Origin of the sequence: Halobacterium noricense (assembly GCF_021233435.1) — an archaeon.
Classification (GTDB): Archaea; Halobacteriota; Halobacteria; order Halobacteriales; family Halobacteriaceae; genus Halobacterium; species Halobacterium noricense.
The window spans coordinates 1574998-1591146 of the sequence record NZ_CP089468.1; the positions used below are offsets into that span (position 1 = coordinate 1574998).

At 55.3% G+C, this 16149-nt stretch carries 11 protein-coding genes and 1 pseudogene; 5 read left to right on the plus strand and 7 right to left on the minus strand.

The window, feature by feature from the left end; translation table 11 throughout:
* Positions 1-163: 163 nt before the first annotated feature.
* Positions 164-1645, minus strand: coding sequence for a sodium:solute symporter family protein (locus LT974_RS08350; protein WP_232587217.1), 1482 nt, complete (start codon positions 1643-1645; stop codon positions 164-166).
* A 3-nt stretch (positions 1646-1648) separates the two neighbouring features.
* Positions 1649-1903 (minus strand): hypothetical protein, encoded by a 255-nt coding sequence (locus LT974_RS08355; RefSeq protein WP_232587218.1) that lies wholly within the window; start codon positions 1901-1903, stop codon positions 1649-1651.
* Positions 1904-2102: 199 nt separating this feature from the next.
* Between LT974_RS08355 and LT974_RS08360 the strand changes: the two genes are divergently transcribed.
* Positions 2103-4229, plus strand: coding sequence for an oxidoreductase (locus LT974_RS08360; RefSeq protein ID WP_232587219.1), 2127 nt, complete (start codon positions 2103-2105; stop codon positions 4227-4229).
* Positions 4230-4235: 6 nt separating this feature from the next.
* Here the strand turns inward: LT974_RS08360 and LT974_RS08365 are convergent, their stop codons facing one another.
* A complete protein-coding gene (locus LT974_RS08365; protein ID WP_232587220.1) occupies positions 4236-5906 on the minus strand; it encodes a (2,3-dihydroxybenzoyl)adenylate synthase in 1671 nt (556 codons plus the stop codon).
* 1426 nt (positions 5907-7332) lie between these two features.
* Entirely contained in the window at positions 7333-8607 is a 1275-nt protein-coding gene (locus tag LT974_RS08370) for an IS4 family transposase (RefSeq protein ID WP_232590237.1), read from the minus strand.
* Between the two features lie 355 nt (positions 8608-8962).
* Between LT974_RS08370 and LT974_RS08375 the strand changes: the two genes are divergently transcribed.
* The 4 genes and pseudogenes from LT974_RS08375 to LT974_RS17940 all read left to right on the plus strand — a co-directional run.
* On the plus strand, positions 8963-9727 hold the full coding sequence (locus tag LT974_RS08375; protein ID WP_232587221.1) for an IclR family transcriptional regulator: 765 nt from the start codon (positions 8963-8965) through the stop codon (positions 9725-9727).
* A 265-nt stretch (positions 9728-9992) separates the two neighbouring features.
* A complete protein-coding gene (locus tag LT974_RS08380) occupies positions 9993-10628 on the plus strand; it encodes an IS6 family transposase (protein WP_232587222.1) in 636 nt (211 codons plus the stop codon).
* A gap of 169 nt (positions 10629-10797) precedes the next feature.
* A protein-coding gene (locus LT974_RS08385; RefSeq protein ID WP_232587223.1) for an IS630 family transposase occupies positions 10798-11798 on the plus strand; the annotation gives its coding sequence in 2 pieces (ribosomal slippage) (positions 10798-11287 and positions 11287-11798; 1002 coding nt in all).
* Between the two features lie 30 nt (positions 11799-11828).
* Positions 11829-12185 (plus strand): annotated as a pseudogene (locus LT974_RS17940) (response regulator); the annotation flags it as partial.
* Positions 12186-12572: 387 nt separating this feature from the next.
* Here the strand turns inward: LT974_RS17940 and LT974_RS08390 are convergent.
* The 3 genes from LT974_RS08390 to LT974_RS08400 form a co-directional block, all read right to left on the minus strand.
* Positions 12573-13739: an ISH3 family transposase gene (locus tag LT974_RS08390; protein WP_232587224.1), complete on the minus strand. Its 1167-nt coding sequence runs from the start codon at positions 13737-13739 to the stop codon at positions 12573-12575.
* A 121-nt stretch (positions 13740-13860) separates the two neighbouring features.
* The gene (locus LT974_RS08395; RefSeq protein WP_232587225.1) at positions 13861-14625 is read right to left on the minus strand and encodes an IclR family transcriptional regulator; all 765 of its coding nucleotides are present in this window, start codon (positions 14623-14625) and stop codon (positions 13861-13863) included.
* A gap of 492 nt (positions 14626-15117) precedes the next feature.
* Positions 15118-16104: an aminopeptidase gene (locus LT974_RS08400; protein ID WP_232587226.1), complete on the minus strand. Its 987-nt coding sequence runs from the start codon at positions 16102-16104 to the stop codon at positions 15118-15120.
* Between the last annotated feature and the right edge of the window lie 45 nt (positions 16105-16149).

Below are 16149 nucleotides of genomic sequence, written 5' to 3' on the forward strand. Positions count from 1 at the left end.
ATGCTCGCAGACCTGCTCGCTTCTCAAACTGACTCAACTAGACAGTGCCCTTTTAGTGATATTTCCAGGTTGCGTCGAGTCAGGCTACGAATCGTGGTTGAAAGTGGATCATAGCTAGCTCAAAACAATATCAAAGTTCATCGCGGAAGAGAAGGTTTGTCAGCTACCAGACATCCGAGAAGAGATCCTCGTACTCCTCGAGTGGGGCATCATCGGGCACAGACGTCGAGTACGTCGCCAGGACCATCACGACGAGCTGGCTGACAAGGACTGGGATGAACGGGAGGAAGCCGAACGTTAGGCTACCGGGGAGGTATCCGAGTTCGAACGCCCAGATACCAACAAAGCCCCAGATCAGTCCCGTGTACGCGGTATACTTGGTGGACCGTTTCCAATAGAAGGCGGTGATGATGGGGAAGAACATCAACGCATACCCGGAGAAGGCGAATGTTGCTGTGTCGATGATAGAATCTTTCGTCAGGAGTGCCCCGACGTATGCGGCGATGAAGATGAGGATGAGGAAGGCACGCGTGAACCAGATCTCGTTCTGTTCGGTGGTGTCGAAGAACTCGCGCACGACGTCTTCAGAGAACATCGTGCTGAGTGTGAGTACTTGGCCGTCAAGGCTGGACATCAGTGCCGCGAGGATGCCGGCCAGTGCGAAGCCAATTGCCCACACGGGGAGTAGTTCGCCGACCATCGTCGGGAGGATGAAGTCGGGGTTAGCCAGATTGGGGAATTGCGCGATTCCCCAGAAGCCGAGGATAACGGCCGGAGTCCAAACGAGAAGCACTGCGACCGGATAGAGGACGGACGTGTTCTTCAGAGTCTTGATGGAGTTGGCGGTCATGTACCGAATGAAGAGGTGTGGGTACACGAACGCGCCAAAGGCGACGATCAGTCCCTGCGAGAACCATGTTTTCGGACCGAAGGGCGGGATTCCTCCGCGGTTCAAGAACACGCCATTCTTGATTTCAGCGACGGCCTGAGTTGCTTCAGCGAACCCGCCAAGTTTGAGTGGAATCCAGATGAAGATCGCGAGTAAGAACAGGATGAAGACGGCGCCTTGGAAGGTGTTCGTCCAGCCTGTTCCACGCATGCCACCTTGGTACACATAGAATGCGACGACGGCTAACGTGACTAATGCGCCCGCCCAGTAGGGGACAAGGCCGTTGGTGATTGCTTCAAGCGTAATGCCTGCTCCCTGCACGCCGACAAGGACGTACGGAATTGTCCAGACGGTGAACAGCGCCAAGAGGACGAGGCCGAGATATTTTGCATCCCAGCGATGATTCATAATCTGGCCGGGGGTAATATGTTCGAATCGTTTTCCGACCAGCCAGATGCGGTAGCCGATGGTCATGATGAACACCGGGAAGAGGAACGCGAACAGGGACACGAAGAACCCATACGCTCCGGCACCGGCACCATATGCAAGTCCTGGTGCCCCGATCATGACGACTGCTGTCATGTTGGTCGCGAAGAGGGCGGCGAGCAGGACGATGGTGTTGAACGATCGGTCCGCCATGAGGAAGTCCTCTCGGTCGGATCCGGTTACTCGTGACGCGAATTGTCCGATGCCGAGGACGATTAAGAGGTAGACTCCCGTGATTCCGAGGATGATTAGGTTTGCTGTTGATACCATGTGTTATCCCTCCTTGTTGGTGTCAAGGGTTTCTGGGGGTTCTGGCGCTGCACGGTACAGAACGTAGAGGATCGCGATTCCGATGACGTTGAATAATGCATCGTATGCGATTTGCATCGGTAACCAGCCGAAGACCAGTGTTGTTGAATCCACCAGGCCGAGGAATTGGCTTTGATGGACGCCGATCATGAGTACGATCACTCCGAGGAACGAGATACCCCGAAGTGAGTTTGGGTACCATATGCTACCACGGAACATGTGCACCTGCCAGGTTATCGCCCCCTTCCATAAATGTTCCGTATGAATATTTATTGATAGGTGTGTGTGGCGAGTTGAACGTCGGTGAGGGTAACCGTTATTAGGACCGGGAATAAGTTTGTGATGTGATGGCAGAGACCGCGCTAGCAGCCAGTAGCTACCAGTACAACCCGCGCTCACGCCACGAGGTGGATGAATAATGGACGTCACCACAATCGGTGGCGGTCCTGGCGGCCTCTACGCGAGCCTCCTCCTGAAAGAAGCAAACCCAGACTGGAACATCACCGTTTACGAACGAAATCCTCGTGGGGTCACCTATGGGTGGGGGATCGTCCTTCCGAACCGCACGCTCTCCAAGCTCGAGGATACTGATGCCCCCTCCCACGAAGCGATTCAGGAGACCGCAACCCGCTGGGATCCATTCGATCTCTACTACCAAGGCGAGCGCTACCGCTCGGAGGGTCATGGATTCATGAGTCTCCAACGAACGGACCTCCTGGACCTCCTACAGAAGCGGTGTGACGAACTAGGAGTCGACCTCGTGTTCGACCACCCAATCGAGAATCCACGCGAGTTGACAGCCGAAGCCGACCTCGTCATCGCCGCTGACGGGATTCACAGCAACACCCGACGCGAGTATGCAGACGAATTAGGCGCGGAAATGATTACGGGATCAACGCGATTCTCTTGGTTCGGTACCGATGCAGACTTCGATGCACTCAGCCACATCTTCGTCGAGAATGAGGACGGAATCTGGTGTGCGCACACATATCCTGGACCGACCAGTACCTTCATCGTTGACTGCGACGCGGAAACGTGGGCGAACGCGCGTTTAGACGAACGCTCTGAATCGGAATACCTCGCCTACCTCGAGGACGTATTCGCCGAGCATCTCGACGGCCACGAACTGCTTTCGCAGACGGACAAGTGGCGAACGTTCACAACGGTCAAAAACGACCGCTGGCACCATGACAACCTCGTTCTCCTCGGAGACGCCGCCCACACCGCCCATTACTCCGTCGGGTCTGGGACGACCATGGCGCTTGAAGACGCCATCAGTCTCGCGAACGTCTTCGAAAACTACGATGGCGATCTCGAGGAAGCGCTCGCTACGTATGAGTCGAATCGTCGACCGAGCTCAGAATCGCTGCAGCGAGCGGCGGAACGGAGTCGACTGCACTTCGAACACATCCGTCGCTTCTATGGGTTTGAGGGCGTCCAGTTCGCGCTCCACCACCTGACGCGTTCAGGGCGACTCTCCTACGACAGCATGCAGCGCCGTGACCCGGAACTAGTCGCGGAGTTCGAAGACTGGTTCCAGAGTAAAACAGCAGGGGGAGGAGACTACTCGTCACCGAGCCTGCAGTCACTCGACTTGGATGGGCTTGAGCTCAACCAGCGGACGGTTCGCGCAAGCGAACCAACGGTGTCTGCATCCGATGGCCAGCTCCCCAGTCACAAGGCGACAGCGTACCGTGAACTCGCAACCTCCCACGATGGACTTACGCTCACCGAACCGCTCGCCGTCTCCCAAGATGGCCGGCCAACAGCGGGAAGCCCGGGACTCTACACAGACGAACATCGTGGCACTTGGGAACGGATCGTCTCGGAGAGCGATACGCCCGTCGGGACCCAACTCGTGCATGCGGGCAGCCGTGGTGCTGGACAGCCACGCGCGTTCGCGCTCGATCGGCCAACGTCACGAAACGAGGCCTGGGCCCCACGGTTGACCGATCAGTATCCGACACGGCCGGAAGCGTTTGCCCCAGAATCGATGGACGAGGAGCTCCGTGCGCGCGTTCGCGACGATTTCGAAGCCGCGACTGAGCGGGCAGTAGCTGCAGGATTCGATTATCTCCAGCTTCACCTTGGGAATGGATATCTGCTCGGCTCCTACTTGTCGCCGGTGACGAATTCCCGTGAGGATCAGTTTGGGGGAAGTCTTACGGATCGCTTGCGGTTCCCATTAAGTGTCGTTGAAGCTGTGAGTGAGGTCTGGCCGGCCGATCGGACACTCGGCGTGGCGATTCAGGCAGACGATTGGGCAGCCGATGGATTCACGCTGAGCGACGCGATCGAAGTCGGGGAAGAGCTGGTCGATGCTGGTGTTGATGTCCTCGCGCCAGTTGCAGGTGGGGTCGTTGCCGATGAGAGCCCAGACCAGGTTGAAGGCCTAGCAAACTACAGTGACCATCTGCGGAATGAACTTGATGTATCGACAATTGCGACGGTTCATGCCACTACTCAGGACGAAGTGGACACACTTGTCGCAACTGGACGCGCGGATCTCTGTACGTACTACGGCCCGTCGATAGAAACGGAGTAAGCGGCGTTAGTTTGCGTTCTCTGCAGCCAATTCTTCCAGGCGCTTCTTGTCTAACTTGCCGACTTCAGTACGCGGGAGGTCTCGCATCACTTCCAGTCGTTCCGGGCGTTTGAACACGGCAACCCCACGCTCTTCGAGGAACTCGGTGAGGTCATCTAAGGTGAGGGGTGTTGCGTCTTCAGTAAGTTCGACGAATGCACACGGCCGTTCCCCGAGGCGTTCGTCCGGCATCGCTACAATCGCCACGTTCGCGATATCGGGGTGTTCAGCCACGATGTCCTCCACTCCTGGTGCGTAGATGTTCTCGCCGCCACGGATGATCGTATTCTTGATTCGCCCGAAGACAGCGTAGTTCCCGTCTTCTCGATGGGAGAGCACGTCTTCGGTGTAGAGCCACCCGTCGTCATCGAAATTATCGGCATTCTCTTCGTCATTCCGGAAGTACCCAGTGAAGTATCCCGGACCGCGAACAGAGAGTTCTCCTGTCTCCCCCTGTGGGACGGTTTCCTCGCGGTCGAAACCAACGATTCGAACCTCAGCACCGTCGGAAATTGGACGGCCAACTGTTTCGGCTTGGATATCTACGTCGTCTTCGGGGCGGGTACAAATGAGTGGGCCTTCTGCCATCCCGAAGATGTTGCAGAATCCGACGTCCCATGCGTCCACGCTATCGCGAACGACGTGTGGTAGGACTTTCTGGCCGCCGCTAATAATGACTTCGAGGCTGGAGAGGTCGTATTCGTCTAGGTCGGGGTGTTCGAGAATGTCGATGAGTTGGGTGGGGATGAACAGCGAGTACATCCCGCCCTCCCGTTCGATGAGATCCATCAAGGCTTCGGGTTTGAGCGTCGGCTCGACTGCGACAGTCGCGCCTTCCCAAATAGCGGCGCCGACAATACAGTTTAGGGAGGCATTGTGACCAATCGGAACGCTAGGGAAGGCGACCCAGTCGCTGTCGACACCAGCGACGTCAGCCATGTGCTCCCACTGGTACAGATAATCATTATGGGTGCGCGGGATTCCTTTCGGCATTCCGGTAGTCCCACCAGAAAGCAGCATCACTCCGGGTTCAGTTGGTGAGATTTCGAGGGAATCGAGTCGCTCGTCGTCCGGCGTGGTTTCGCACAGTGAGTCGAAGTCCTCCCAGCCTCCTGGGAGTGAATTAGCATCGTCGGCGACGCCGATGAGTGTCTCGAGGTGGGGGTATTCCGACTCGATATTGTCGACGAGCGAAACAAAGTCGAATCCCATCTCGTACCGATCGCCGGCAGTAAGGTAGGCCGTTGTATCGAAGTTATCTAGGAGATGCCGGACTTCGGCTTCACGATGGCGAGGAAGTGCTTGTACAGGGATTGCGCCGACTCGGGAGCAGCCGAAGAACGCTTCAAGGAACTCGACTGAGTTCGGCAATTGGAAGATAACTCGTTCGCCGGCGGTGACGTCGTTTGCGTTGAGGGCAGTGGCTAGGCTCCGGGAGCGTTTTGCAAGTTCAGCGTAAGTTAGTTCCCGGTTTGGGCCTGTGACGGCGACCTTCTCTGGTGTTTCGTCTGCGCGTTGGTCAAGCAGCTCGTGGAACGTCAAATCGCGCCAGTAACCTGCGTCACGGTAGCGGTCGATGCGTTCCTGTGGGAAGGGAACGTACCCCTCTAGGGATGCGGGTGAGAGATCGTCACTCATGGGCTTCAATACCACAATAGGGAACGGCTCTCATAAATCATCGGTGTCCTGATTGGGGCAGTGTTCAGATAAGCAGACGAAAGTAGCGGAGATGCCGTTGCGTAATGAAAGCCCTCGGCAGTCTCGACCGTCGGGAGACTCGCTATGCTCGTCTCCCGTGGTCTCGTTCGTTGCACTCACGACACTCCCGCGGCTCGCTGTCGCCGACGGGCTATGCCCGCCGGCTGCCTGAGAGAGCTTGCTCCCTCTCTGTCGCCGAAAGAGCGCACAGCGCTCTTTCGAGAGCAGGCGAACGCAAAGCGTTCGCCGCCCTCGCGAATCTTCGATTCGCTCAGTGACGAGAGAGCTCTGCTCTCTCGGACCACGCGCGTTCGCTCCCGGTGGTCGCTCACGTGCTTGCGTTGCCGGGGTTCGTCGAGTGGGCGGTCGGCTGCGCCGACCGCCGCAAAACGTGGCGGCTTCGCCGCCACGCGCGCCTCGCGCTTTCAATCCGCCGGAAATCTCCGATTTCCGAGGCCTCGGGAGCGCGTTGCTCTCCCGGCGACCACCAGGATTACCGGCTGTATCGGCGAGCACATCAAGCCAGTTTCAGTCCTTATCTGAACACCGCCCCTGATTGACTGTATTTGATGCCTGGATTATACTTTGTACGTCGTTTGATAGTGGTGCATGAATATTAATGCGGAATGAGATTTCGAACTGTATAAGTATTTTATGCAAAATATGTTCGCCCAAATGAACCATATTATCTGATTATGTCCGAACTTGTTCGCGTTGTCCGCGTATATCGTGGTCAATTCACAACCTAATTGGAGTTATCAGTTTGGTTCCGCATAACGAAAAATCAATTCAAACCTCCGGAAGACCACTTATAATAGACGGGGATTTTTTCCGTATTACGGAATTGGAACCGATATAGGGTATGAGGGGCAGTGTTCAGATAAGCAGACGAAAGTAGCGGAGACGACGTTGCCTTTTGAAAGCCCTCGGTGGTCTCGACCGTCGGGAGACTCGCTATGCTCGTCTCCCGTGGTCTCGCTCGTTGCACTCACGAGACTCCCGCTGGTCGCTCACGTGCTTACTTCGTCCTCAGAACCCGTCGGGTTCTGATGGGTGGTTCGAGAGGACGAAGTCCTCTCGTCATCCCGAGAGACGCCGTCGGCGTCTCTCGGTCGACTGCGGAAGACGCGTCGCGTCTTCCGAACGCCGGGGTTCGTTGAGTGGGCGGTCGGCTGTGCCGACCGCCGCAAAACGTGGCGGCTTCGCCGCCACGCGCGCCTCGCCCTTTCAATCCACCAGGAAATCGGCTGATTCGCCGGCTGAAGCTGCAGTCAGACCAATCCTTATCTGAACACCACCGTATGAGGGGTAGTGTTCAGATAAGCAGACGAAAGTAGCGGAGACGACGTTGCCCATTCGTCTTTAGCTAAGCCTCACACCTCGGTTGCGTAGCGGTAGCGAGCGTCTCTTGCAGTATCGGTCGTTGCTGGTGGATCTTCTGTGCGTCTTCGATCAGCCGCTCCAACAGCGGCGGTGGTGAGTAGCCGAGGAACTCACCGAGTTCGTGAAGAATGAGCTGGGCGTGCGACCGGAAGGTCGCCGCCCAGCGTTCCGGTGGAAACACGATCTCGTCGTCAGCCTGCTCGGTGACCAGATCCAACAACTCACGGCTCACTAGCAGCGACAGCAACGCCGCATACAGCAAAATCTCCACCACAACAGGGTTGCTCGTGTCGAACTCATCTAGTTCGTATTGCGTCTTCAACTCACGAAACAGCGTTTCTACCTCCCATCGACACCGATACAGCGTCCCTAGATCTGCCGGGAGAAACTCTTCTCTCGGTAGATTTGTGATGTACAGATGGTAGTCGTCGGCGTCCTCGTCCCGGACGCCGACGACGCGGAACCGCTTCGTGTCTAGCGACCGTGTTCCCTCGTACTGACCCCGCTTGAACTCCGCTTCGACCTCTACGTCAATGTACTCCCGCGAGAGATCACCGACTACGTCGTGGATCTTCTCCTCTTCCAAGGGAATGGCGCGCCCGCGCCATTCCCGTAACTCCTCTGTTATCACCGGATTCGCGTTCTGCTTCAACCGGCTCACAAAGTAGCCGTCGTTCTCGTCGATCAGCGCAAAGCGGCGGTACTTGAAGTACGCTAGGTCAAACAAAACCAGCCGTCCATGCAGCCACGACCCCGTCTTGAACAACGTGCTGTCGTGCGCTTTTTCATCGGTCACGTCAATCCGTTCAATCGTCTGGTCGGTGGCATTGTGGAGCAGGTGGAGCTTCGCTCCAGCCTGCTCCTCGTGGCGAGCTTGGAACTCGTCGGAAAGGAACTCGTGCAACCGCAGCACCGTTCCATCAGCGATCATCACGTCTCTAAATCGGTCGATATCAGCGTCAACAGCGTCGGGAACAGCGACCTCGTCGAGACCACGCTCGACGAGGTCGCGGAGATACTCTGCAAGTGACGGCGTCAGCCGGTGATAGAAGCCACCGGGAGAGATCGTCTCATCGGCTGTGGAGTTGTAGCTACGTCTGAACCCAGCGAGTGTTCGGCTCTCTCCTGTGGCGAAGCCGAACACGAGCGCCCATACGAGGACGGGAATCTGAAGCTTGCCCTCGCGTTCGACCACGCCGAGTTCCTCGGCGTGCTCTTCGAGGAACTCAGAAGGAAACAGTGTAGTAAGACGACGCATGATTCTCGATGAGGAGGCGTCTTGGTGCACACTTGCCGCCTCCTCGTTCCTCTCAAAAAGTATCCTCGATAAGCCGCTGCTGTCACGCGGTTCCTCGCTTAGCTAAAGACGAATGCGACGTTGCCTTTTGAAAGCCCTCGGCAGTCTCGACTCCCGCGGCTCGCTGCGCGCGTTCGCTCCCGCTGGTCGCTCACGTGCTTACTTCGCCGGGGTTCGTCGAGACCACCTCGCCCTTTCAATCCACCAGGAAATCGGCTGATTCGCCGGCTGAAGCTGCAGTCAGACCAATCCTTATCTGAACACCACCGTATGAGGAGGGGAAACCACTATGATACCAACCACGCATTATGGATGTATGAACAACGATCAGACCAAACGAGTGCAGGCCGACGATACCCTGGTCTCAATTCTGGAAGCGATTCAGGATACAAGAGGTGCAACAGCCTCCGAGATAGCAGATATTGTGGGGGTATCCAAAAGCACAGCCTACAGACACCTTACGACACTCCACGATCATCGGTTAGTCACGAAGCAGAACGGCACCTACGATCTTAGCCTTCGATTCCTGGACTTAGGTGGCTACGCTAGAGAGCAGAATACAGTGTTCGGGGACATCAAACCCACCCTCAAAAATATCGCAGAAGAGACGGGCGAATTCGTGGGGTTTCTCGTCGAAGAAGACGGTCTGGGTGTCTACTTACATGGTGAGATGGGGAACAAGGGAGTGCAAAACGATGTCCGAATTGGCCGTCATGTCCACCTTCACCAATCCGCCGCCGGCAAGGCGATTCTTGGTTCACTCCCGGAACAACGCGTCGAGGAAATCATCGACGAACATGGACTTCCAGCCAAAACTCCAGAAACAATCACTGACAGAGACCATCTCAAAGAGGAATTAGCAACCATCCGTAACCGCCGATACGCGTATGCACGCGATGAACATACAGATGGACTCTGGGCAGTTGGCGTCCCAGTTCACGACCGAACAGATCAGGTCGCAGGCGCCATCCTCGTTGCCGGCCCAACACATCGCATGCATGGAGAGTGGTTCGAACAAGGCCTTCCCGAATATCTCAAAGGGACCGTCAAGGAGTTTGAGCTCAATCACTCCTTCTCGTGATATTGGGTATTACAGAGTTATGCTTGTAATGGTGTCGATGTGACACCATCCATATAGTCCTCCTATGTGAACCGCTTCGGGGTAAAACCCCGAGGCACTCGGCCTGTTGCTCCTGTATACCTCCTTACCAACGCGAGAGAACACTCCTAACAAATTATATATTAAATCTGGATCAGGGGCTTTCGGCCATTCATTAGCAGGTCAGATTCAAGGGCGGTGTTTAGTTAAGCGTGAAAAGTGAGGCGGGAAAATTTCTCGGTGATCTATGCCAGAAATCGCCCGCCTCACCGGTCATAGAGACTGGATTGATTTGGATTTTGTGGAGCGCGAACGGACACCCGAGCCCGCGATGGCGCTGGGTATTCAATCGCATATTGCCGGGCTGTCGTTGGCGAATACCGTCGAATTGCTCGATGCGCTGGGTGTCCACCGGAGCCGCAAAGCAATCCACGATTGGGTGCGGAAAGCTGATCTACAGCCCGAATCTGGGAAATCACCGAATCAGATCGCGCTGGACGAAACAGTGATTCGAATCAACGATCAGCAATTCTGGCTGTACGCCGCCGCTGATCCAGCGACGAACGAACTGCTTCACGTCCGACTATTTTCAACGACTACGACCGCTCTAACGGAAATTTTCCTGCGTGAACTGCGACAAAAACACGATGTTGAAACGGCCGAATTTCTCGTCGATGGCGCGAAACACCTCCAAACTGCACTCTCCCGAGCTGGCCTCCGATTTCAGATGCGTCGCCACGGAAATCGGAACGCAATCGAGCGCATTTTTCGAGAGCTGAAGCGCCGAACCTCCTCATTTTCGACCTGCTTCAGCCACGTCGAACCGGAAACAGCCGAGAATTGGTTGCAGAGCTTCGCTCGCTGGCACAATACTCCAAACTAAACACTACCCCGCTCACGCTCCCAAGTTTCTTCTAAATCCGGTTCATACCTCTCGCTGAGCAGGTCTGCGAGCATCTTGACCAACTTACTCAACGACCTGCTCACTTCTCAAACTAACTCAACTATAGTAGTCGGTAGAATTATTTGCAATAAGGTTGTTGCAATAGGTAGTGGAGCACCTCGACGAAATCTCCATCGAAGAGCTGCAAGATGCTCTCGAGAACGTGGAGGGAAAGAAGCCAACAGAGCGGTTGTTAGCCGCGATCGCGTACAAAAACGGTGTCACGAAAGCCGAGCTAGCCCAGTGGTACGACGTTCACCGGAAAACAATCTACAACTGGCTCAACCGACTCGACACCGACGACTCGCTTGAGCACGCTGTCTCTAACACTCACTGTTCTGGAAGAAATCGAAAACTCTCAGAAACACAGCAACAACAGTTCGAAGCAACGGTCCACGACTCACCCGAGGAGGTCGGGTTGGATGCGCCGGCGTGGACGCCGGCGCTCGCTCAACAGCATCTCGAAGACACGTACGGCGTCGAGTATTCAATCCCGAGCTGTCGGCGGCTGTTGAAAGAAGCGGGATTGAGCTATCAAAAACCACGCCGTACAGCCGCTGAAGCCGACGAAGATGAACAAGAACAGTTCCACGAAGAGTTCAAAAAAAGCACCGGGAGCTGGACGCCACCGTAGTCTGCATCGATCAAACGAAGAAATCTGTGCAAGTTGAGCCGCGTGCCGCATGGTTTCCGCGCGGCACGCGGCCCTCCGTGGAACTCTCTGGCCAACGCAAGTGGACGTGTTTGCTGGGCGCGATCACCGAGGACGGTGATTGCTTCTTCTCCCGCTTCGAAGAGTACGTCACCGCCGAACATGCGAAACATTTCATTCTTGCATTATGTGAAGAGTTCGAAGATGACTTGCTCGTGGTGCTAGATGGGGCGCCGTATTTTCAGGCGTCGGCCGTCACAGACCTGGCGGCCCGTGACGACCTCGCCTTCGTGACGCTTCCATCGTATTCGCCGGAGTTGAATCCGGTCGAGGAATGCTGGCGACAGCTACAAGCCGCTCTGAGCAATCGCTTTTTCGACTCACTCGACGAGCTGACAACGGTGATCGACACCGCTCTCGACCAACTTTCAACCCCTAAAGTAAGCAATTACTTCTAACGGCTACTATAGACAACTGCAGTATCGGACGTTCTCCGAGAACGCACAATCGCAACAGTCAGTATCGCACGAACGGTCGCAAAGGCACACGATACCGTCGTTGAGGTGGATTTCGAGTGTGTCATCGCTGAATACGACTTGCAGGAGGGGACAGGTATCGAGTTGGTTGAGACAATTTGCGAGACGAACGCGACTTTGCCCGTTCTGTTGGGGTCTGCGAACGGGATCGAAACGATTGTGAGCGAGGCTATCAGAGCAAGTATCACCGATCATCTTGCTGTTCGGATCCGGTTGACGAAATTCTCGATGATATCGTGGACGCATCGAACGGGCAATTCGGATGGCCCAACGAACGGCGACACAACGCGAACGCACCCGCCAGTTTGACGCTATCTTCCACGACACCCGCGCCGCTACCTGGGTTCTCAACCCTGACGGGTCGCTCGCCGTGTTCGTCAGTTCACGCGACTTCGAGTTGTTCGCCCATGCCACCCAGATCGTACTCCTCGATCACGGTGCAACTTTACTGCTCGATTGCGACGTAGTGCCAGTCATAGTGCTCACACCCACATTAAGATTACATCAGTATCAGTACCTCACAAAGCATCCACAGCTAGCTGTTTCTGCGGCCTAAGTTCTGTCTCGAAGCGGTTGTACTGATGGTCTCGATGAGATGATTACGGACGGATCGACGGAGAGCTGTCGCTGTCGGCGGCGGTCAGCCGCCGACGCGACAGCGTTGCCACTCACTTTGCTGGCTTGCTCGGTCGGTGGTTAGCGGTGGAACCGGTCGTCAGGTGGCCGATTCGCGGGGACGGCCCGACGCACCGCGAGGGCCGTCCACGCAGCTCGTCGAACCATATTGACGAACTCCTTGTACGGCCACCACCAGAGGCGACGCCCGCCTCGGCGGGGCGTCGCCACATACTCGTAGTGAAGGTACCGCCAGACGTTCTGTAATAGCAGACTCACCACGACGTACAGCAGCCGTACCGTTGGATCTCGTGTGGTTGTTGTCGCTATCGCTTGTTCAAACAATCGATAGCTCGACTCGATACCGAACCGCTTGGTGTAGTGGTATCGAGCGTCGCGTGGTGAGTCGATGAACGGCGCGTCAGCGGCGTAGCCGTGACGCGCCACACCGTTCTCGTCATACTTCCCGTTTAGGTACGTACAGTCGATGTAGACGGGAAACTCGACGGTCCAGCTGTGGCCGTCGAGTTTCCCTGTCAGATCGTGCTGAATGACACGACTCCACCCTTCCGAGAGCTCTTGCTGAATCGTCTCACCCCACCGGATGATTGGGATCACGTACGCGTAGTCGTGCGTCTGAAGCAGCGTGAGGCACTTGCTGTCGTAGAATCCGCGATCAAGGTAGACGGCCTTGATCTCGGTGTCAAGGCCGTCGAGAATACCGAGGAACTCAGCGAGGACGCTGCTGGCGGTGTCGCCGTCTTCGAGACGGCGCACCGCCAGCGTGTAGCGTTTGTTCGTCACACGCGCGTAGAGTGTGGCGTAGGCGTGGAACGCGGTGGTTCCACGCTTCGCTACCGAGTGATAGAGACCGTCTGTGTCGGCTTTGTCACCGTAGTAGGGTCGCAGGTGGAGGTCTGCGCAGACCTCCACCTGCTTGGGGAGCAGTTCATCGATATCCTTCCGAAGGAGCGTGTTAGCGACTCGTTCGAGCCGTTCCGGCTCGAACTTCGTCCGAAGATGGTAGAGGATCGTGTTCGCAGTGGGTGTATTCTGGCTCGACGCACAGAGCGTAGAGACAGAGGTCCCGTCGGCGCAAGCGCCGACGAGGACCTCATAGATGTCCTCAGCAGCGATTTCAGCGTTATTTGCTAAAGAGATTGGAACTTCCTCGTCAAGGCGGTTGACGAGAAAGTTAAGAAGTTGGTCCTCGTGAATCTCACCGTCTGCTTGCTTGTTGGAGTACACATCCTCAGCAAGCAGACGTTCTAACTAACCGGCTTTGTGAAGTACTGAGTATAGGTGTAACGACACAAATAGATGGGATTGTACAGATGTGTGTTTTCAAACTCAATAGATTCTGACGGCCCTATTCGAATTGGATTTTCAATTCCAGTTCATTTGCAGATGCAAGGATCAAATCTGGAAGTTCCTGCCGAAATTTCTCTCCTTTGAACCGGCGCGCTGGTCCCGAGATGCTAAGAGCGCCAACCGGGAGACCATCGTTTCCACACACTGCCGTACCGACAGCGCGTAAACCGACAGTTGATTCCTCTTCGTTAAACGCAACTCCGGATTCACGTATGTCTTCAAGCTCGTCGAAGAGTGACTCCTGGTCCGTAATCGTATTGGGGGTTGACGCCGATAACCCATATTCATCGATAATTTCGTGCACACGGTCGTCCGGTAGCGCGGCTAGGATTGCTTTCCCGGACGCACTAGAATGAAGATGACCCTGTTTTCCAAGATTTGCGTCAGTCTGCACTGCGTTCTCCCCTGTCTGAGTGTAGAGGTAGTACCGGCGTCCGTGTTCTTCAACGATAAACTGTACGCGCTCTTCGGTCTCTGCTGCCAGTTGGTCGACTTTTTGTTTGGCGAGATCGTATCCGTGATGATTGTTTTGGACGTGCCCGCCGAGGGTGAGAAAGCGCATGCCAAGTTGATATTCTTGATTCTTCACAATATAGCCCTGTTTACGAAGCGTGAGGAGGTGGCGATGTACCGTACTTGGCGCAAGGTCAAGTTCCTCCGCGAGTTCATCAATAGACGCAGTCTCCTTTTCTTCGAGAGAGTGGACGATTGCCAGAGTTGTGTCGAGTGTCGATACCGTTGATTTGCTTGTGGCCCAGTTCATACTCATACAACATTCCAGTGTTATTTAAAATCCCGTATTATCGGATCCGCGCATATGGCCTCCAGTGTGGACTGCATAATAGTTGAATCGTTAATGTAGTATATATCGTAGCAGAAGAGTATCCATGAGTTCGGGGGGAAAATCACACCTAAAACGTCACCTGAAAGCAGATCGTTTAGTAATATCCCCTATAATCTCGTATACCACAATATATAACCGAATTTTCCACCTGTAGATAGCTTAACTCCCATATTTGGGGGAGTGTTTCCCATTTCCGAATATACGGGATTTCTAGAAAACGGTAAAATATTCTTACTATATCCATAGTTAGTGGGCTATCTTACTGATCGCCTGTCGGACTCCGCTTGAGGGGGTTTTCCGTATCTGACACCATCCCCGTGGTCCCTACGTAGTACCCGGCCTTCCAGGAGTCTCCTTCTCAAAAATACGCTTCCCGAATATCTGGGTGACGTCCAAGAGCAAACTGAGGGCCTATTCGAGCAGTTCCCGGCGGAGTGAACCGTTTTCGACTACAACTGTATCATCAAGTTTGACTGTCGGTTGCCGAAGAACACCATCAAGGTGGATGTCGCTCTTCGTTGTTCCACCAAGGGACTCGTTATCGCCGACAGCGAAATGAACGGTTCCCTCTTGTTTCTTGTCTTCCGCGAGGTTTCCGATCAGTTTTGCTTTGGGGTTAGTGCCCATTGCGAACTCCGCGAGGTTCCGTGCACTCTTACCGTGCTGCTCGAAAATTTCCTCTAGTTCCTCAGCCTGCGCACCTCCAGAAACCTCTGTGACGAACCCGTCGTTGAGCGTGAGTTCAATAGGTTCGTCAAGTTGACCAAGGTTGTCCATCGACACATCGATGACGATCGTTCCATTTGCTGTTCCCTCTTTCGGGTGGGTGGGTGCCTCACCAGGTGGGAGCGTCGCGAAGCCATACTCTTCGTGGAAGTAACCGTCGAGCGAGAAGGACTGGCAACCCTCAATACTAAACTCAACGTCCGTCCCCTGCTCTGAGGTGACGTGTGCACGATCAGCCTCTGTAACGAGTTCTGCGAGTGCTTCTGTGCGCCGTCGAAGCACTTCGAAGTCCACAGTCATCGCGCCCTCAATCATCATATCTTCAGTGACGCCGCGGAGGACGCCGATTCGGGTTCCTTCCTCAGCGGCGCGAAGGCGTGCGCGTGTGTGGGTAATTGCGTGCGTAGTGCACGTGAATGCGACATCTGCTGTCGCCATTCCATCTGCAATAATGTCGAGTGGTTCGTTACCGTGGCTCTCGAGTAGCGGCATGACTGACGTCACGACATCTGCTCCGATCCCGTTCGCTGCTGTCGCGATGCTACGACCGACAGCGAACGTTTTCGGATCAGCGATCACTAGAACTTCTTCATCTGGCTCAACACTGAGGCATTTCTCCACGATGGCCTGCGAGGCGCTGGCCATCTCTAGATCGACTAAATCTTGTGCCATCGTACCACTGTCTTACCTCCTGTGGTATATATCTTCAGTAATCGA

What these genes read in the sequence shown, in the direction of transcription:
- LT974_RS08355 (WP_232587218.1), bottom strand. Translation starts at nt 1,903, where the DNA reads ATGTTCCGTGGTAGCATATGGTACCCAAACTCACTTCGGGGTATCTCG.
- LT974_RS08375 (WP_232587221.1), top strand. Translation starts at nt 8,963, where the DNA reads ATGAACAACGATCAGACCAAACGAGTGCAGGCCGACGATACCCTGGTC.
- LT974_RS08380 (WP_232587222.1), top strand. Translation starts at nt 9,993, where the DNA reads ATGCCAGAAATCGCCCGCCTCACCGGTCATAGAGACTGGATTGATTTG.
- LT974_RS08365 (WP_232587220.1), bottom strand. Translation starts at nt 5,906, where the DNA reads ATGAGTGACGATCTCTCACCCGCATCCCTAGAGGGGTACGTTCCCTTC.
- LT974_RS08350 (WP_232587217.1), bottom strand. Translation starts at nt 1,645, where the DNA reads ATGGTATCAACAGCAAACCTAATCATCCTCGGAATCACGGGAGTCTAC.
- LT974_RS08370 (WP_232590237.1), bottom strand. Translation starts at nt 8,607, where the DNA reads ATGCGTCGTCTTACTACACTGTTTCCTTCTGAGTTCCTCGAAGAGCAC.
- LT974_RS08400 (WP_232587226.1), bottom strand. Translation starts at nt 16,104, where the DNA reads ATGGCACAAGATTTAGTCGATCTAGAGATGGCCAGCGCCTCGCAGGCC.
- LT974_RS08360 (WP_232587219.1), top strand. Translation starts at nt 2,103, where the DNA reads ATGGACGTCACCACAATCGGTGGCGGTCCTGGCGGCCTCTACGCGAGC.
- LT974_RS08395 (WP_232587225.1), bottom strand. Translation starts at nt 14,625, where the DNA reads ATGAACTGGGCCACAAGCAAATCAACGGTATCGACACTCGACACAACT.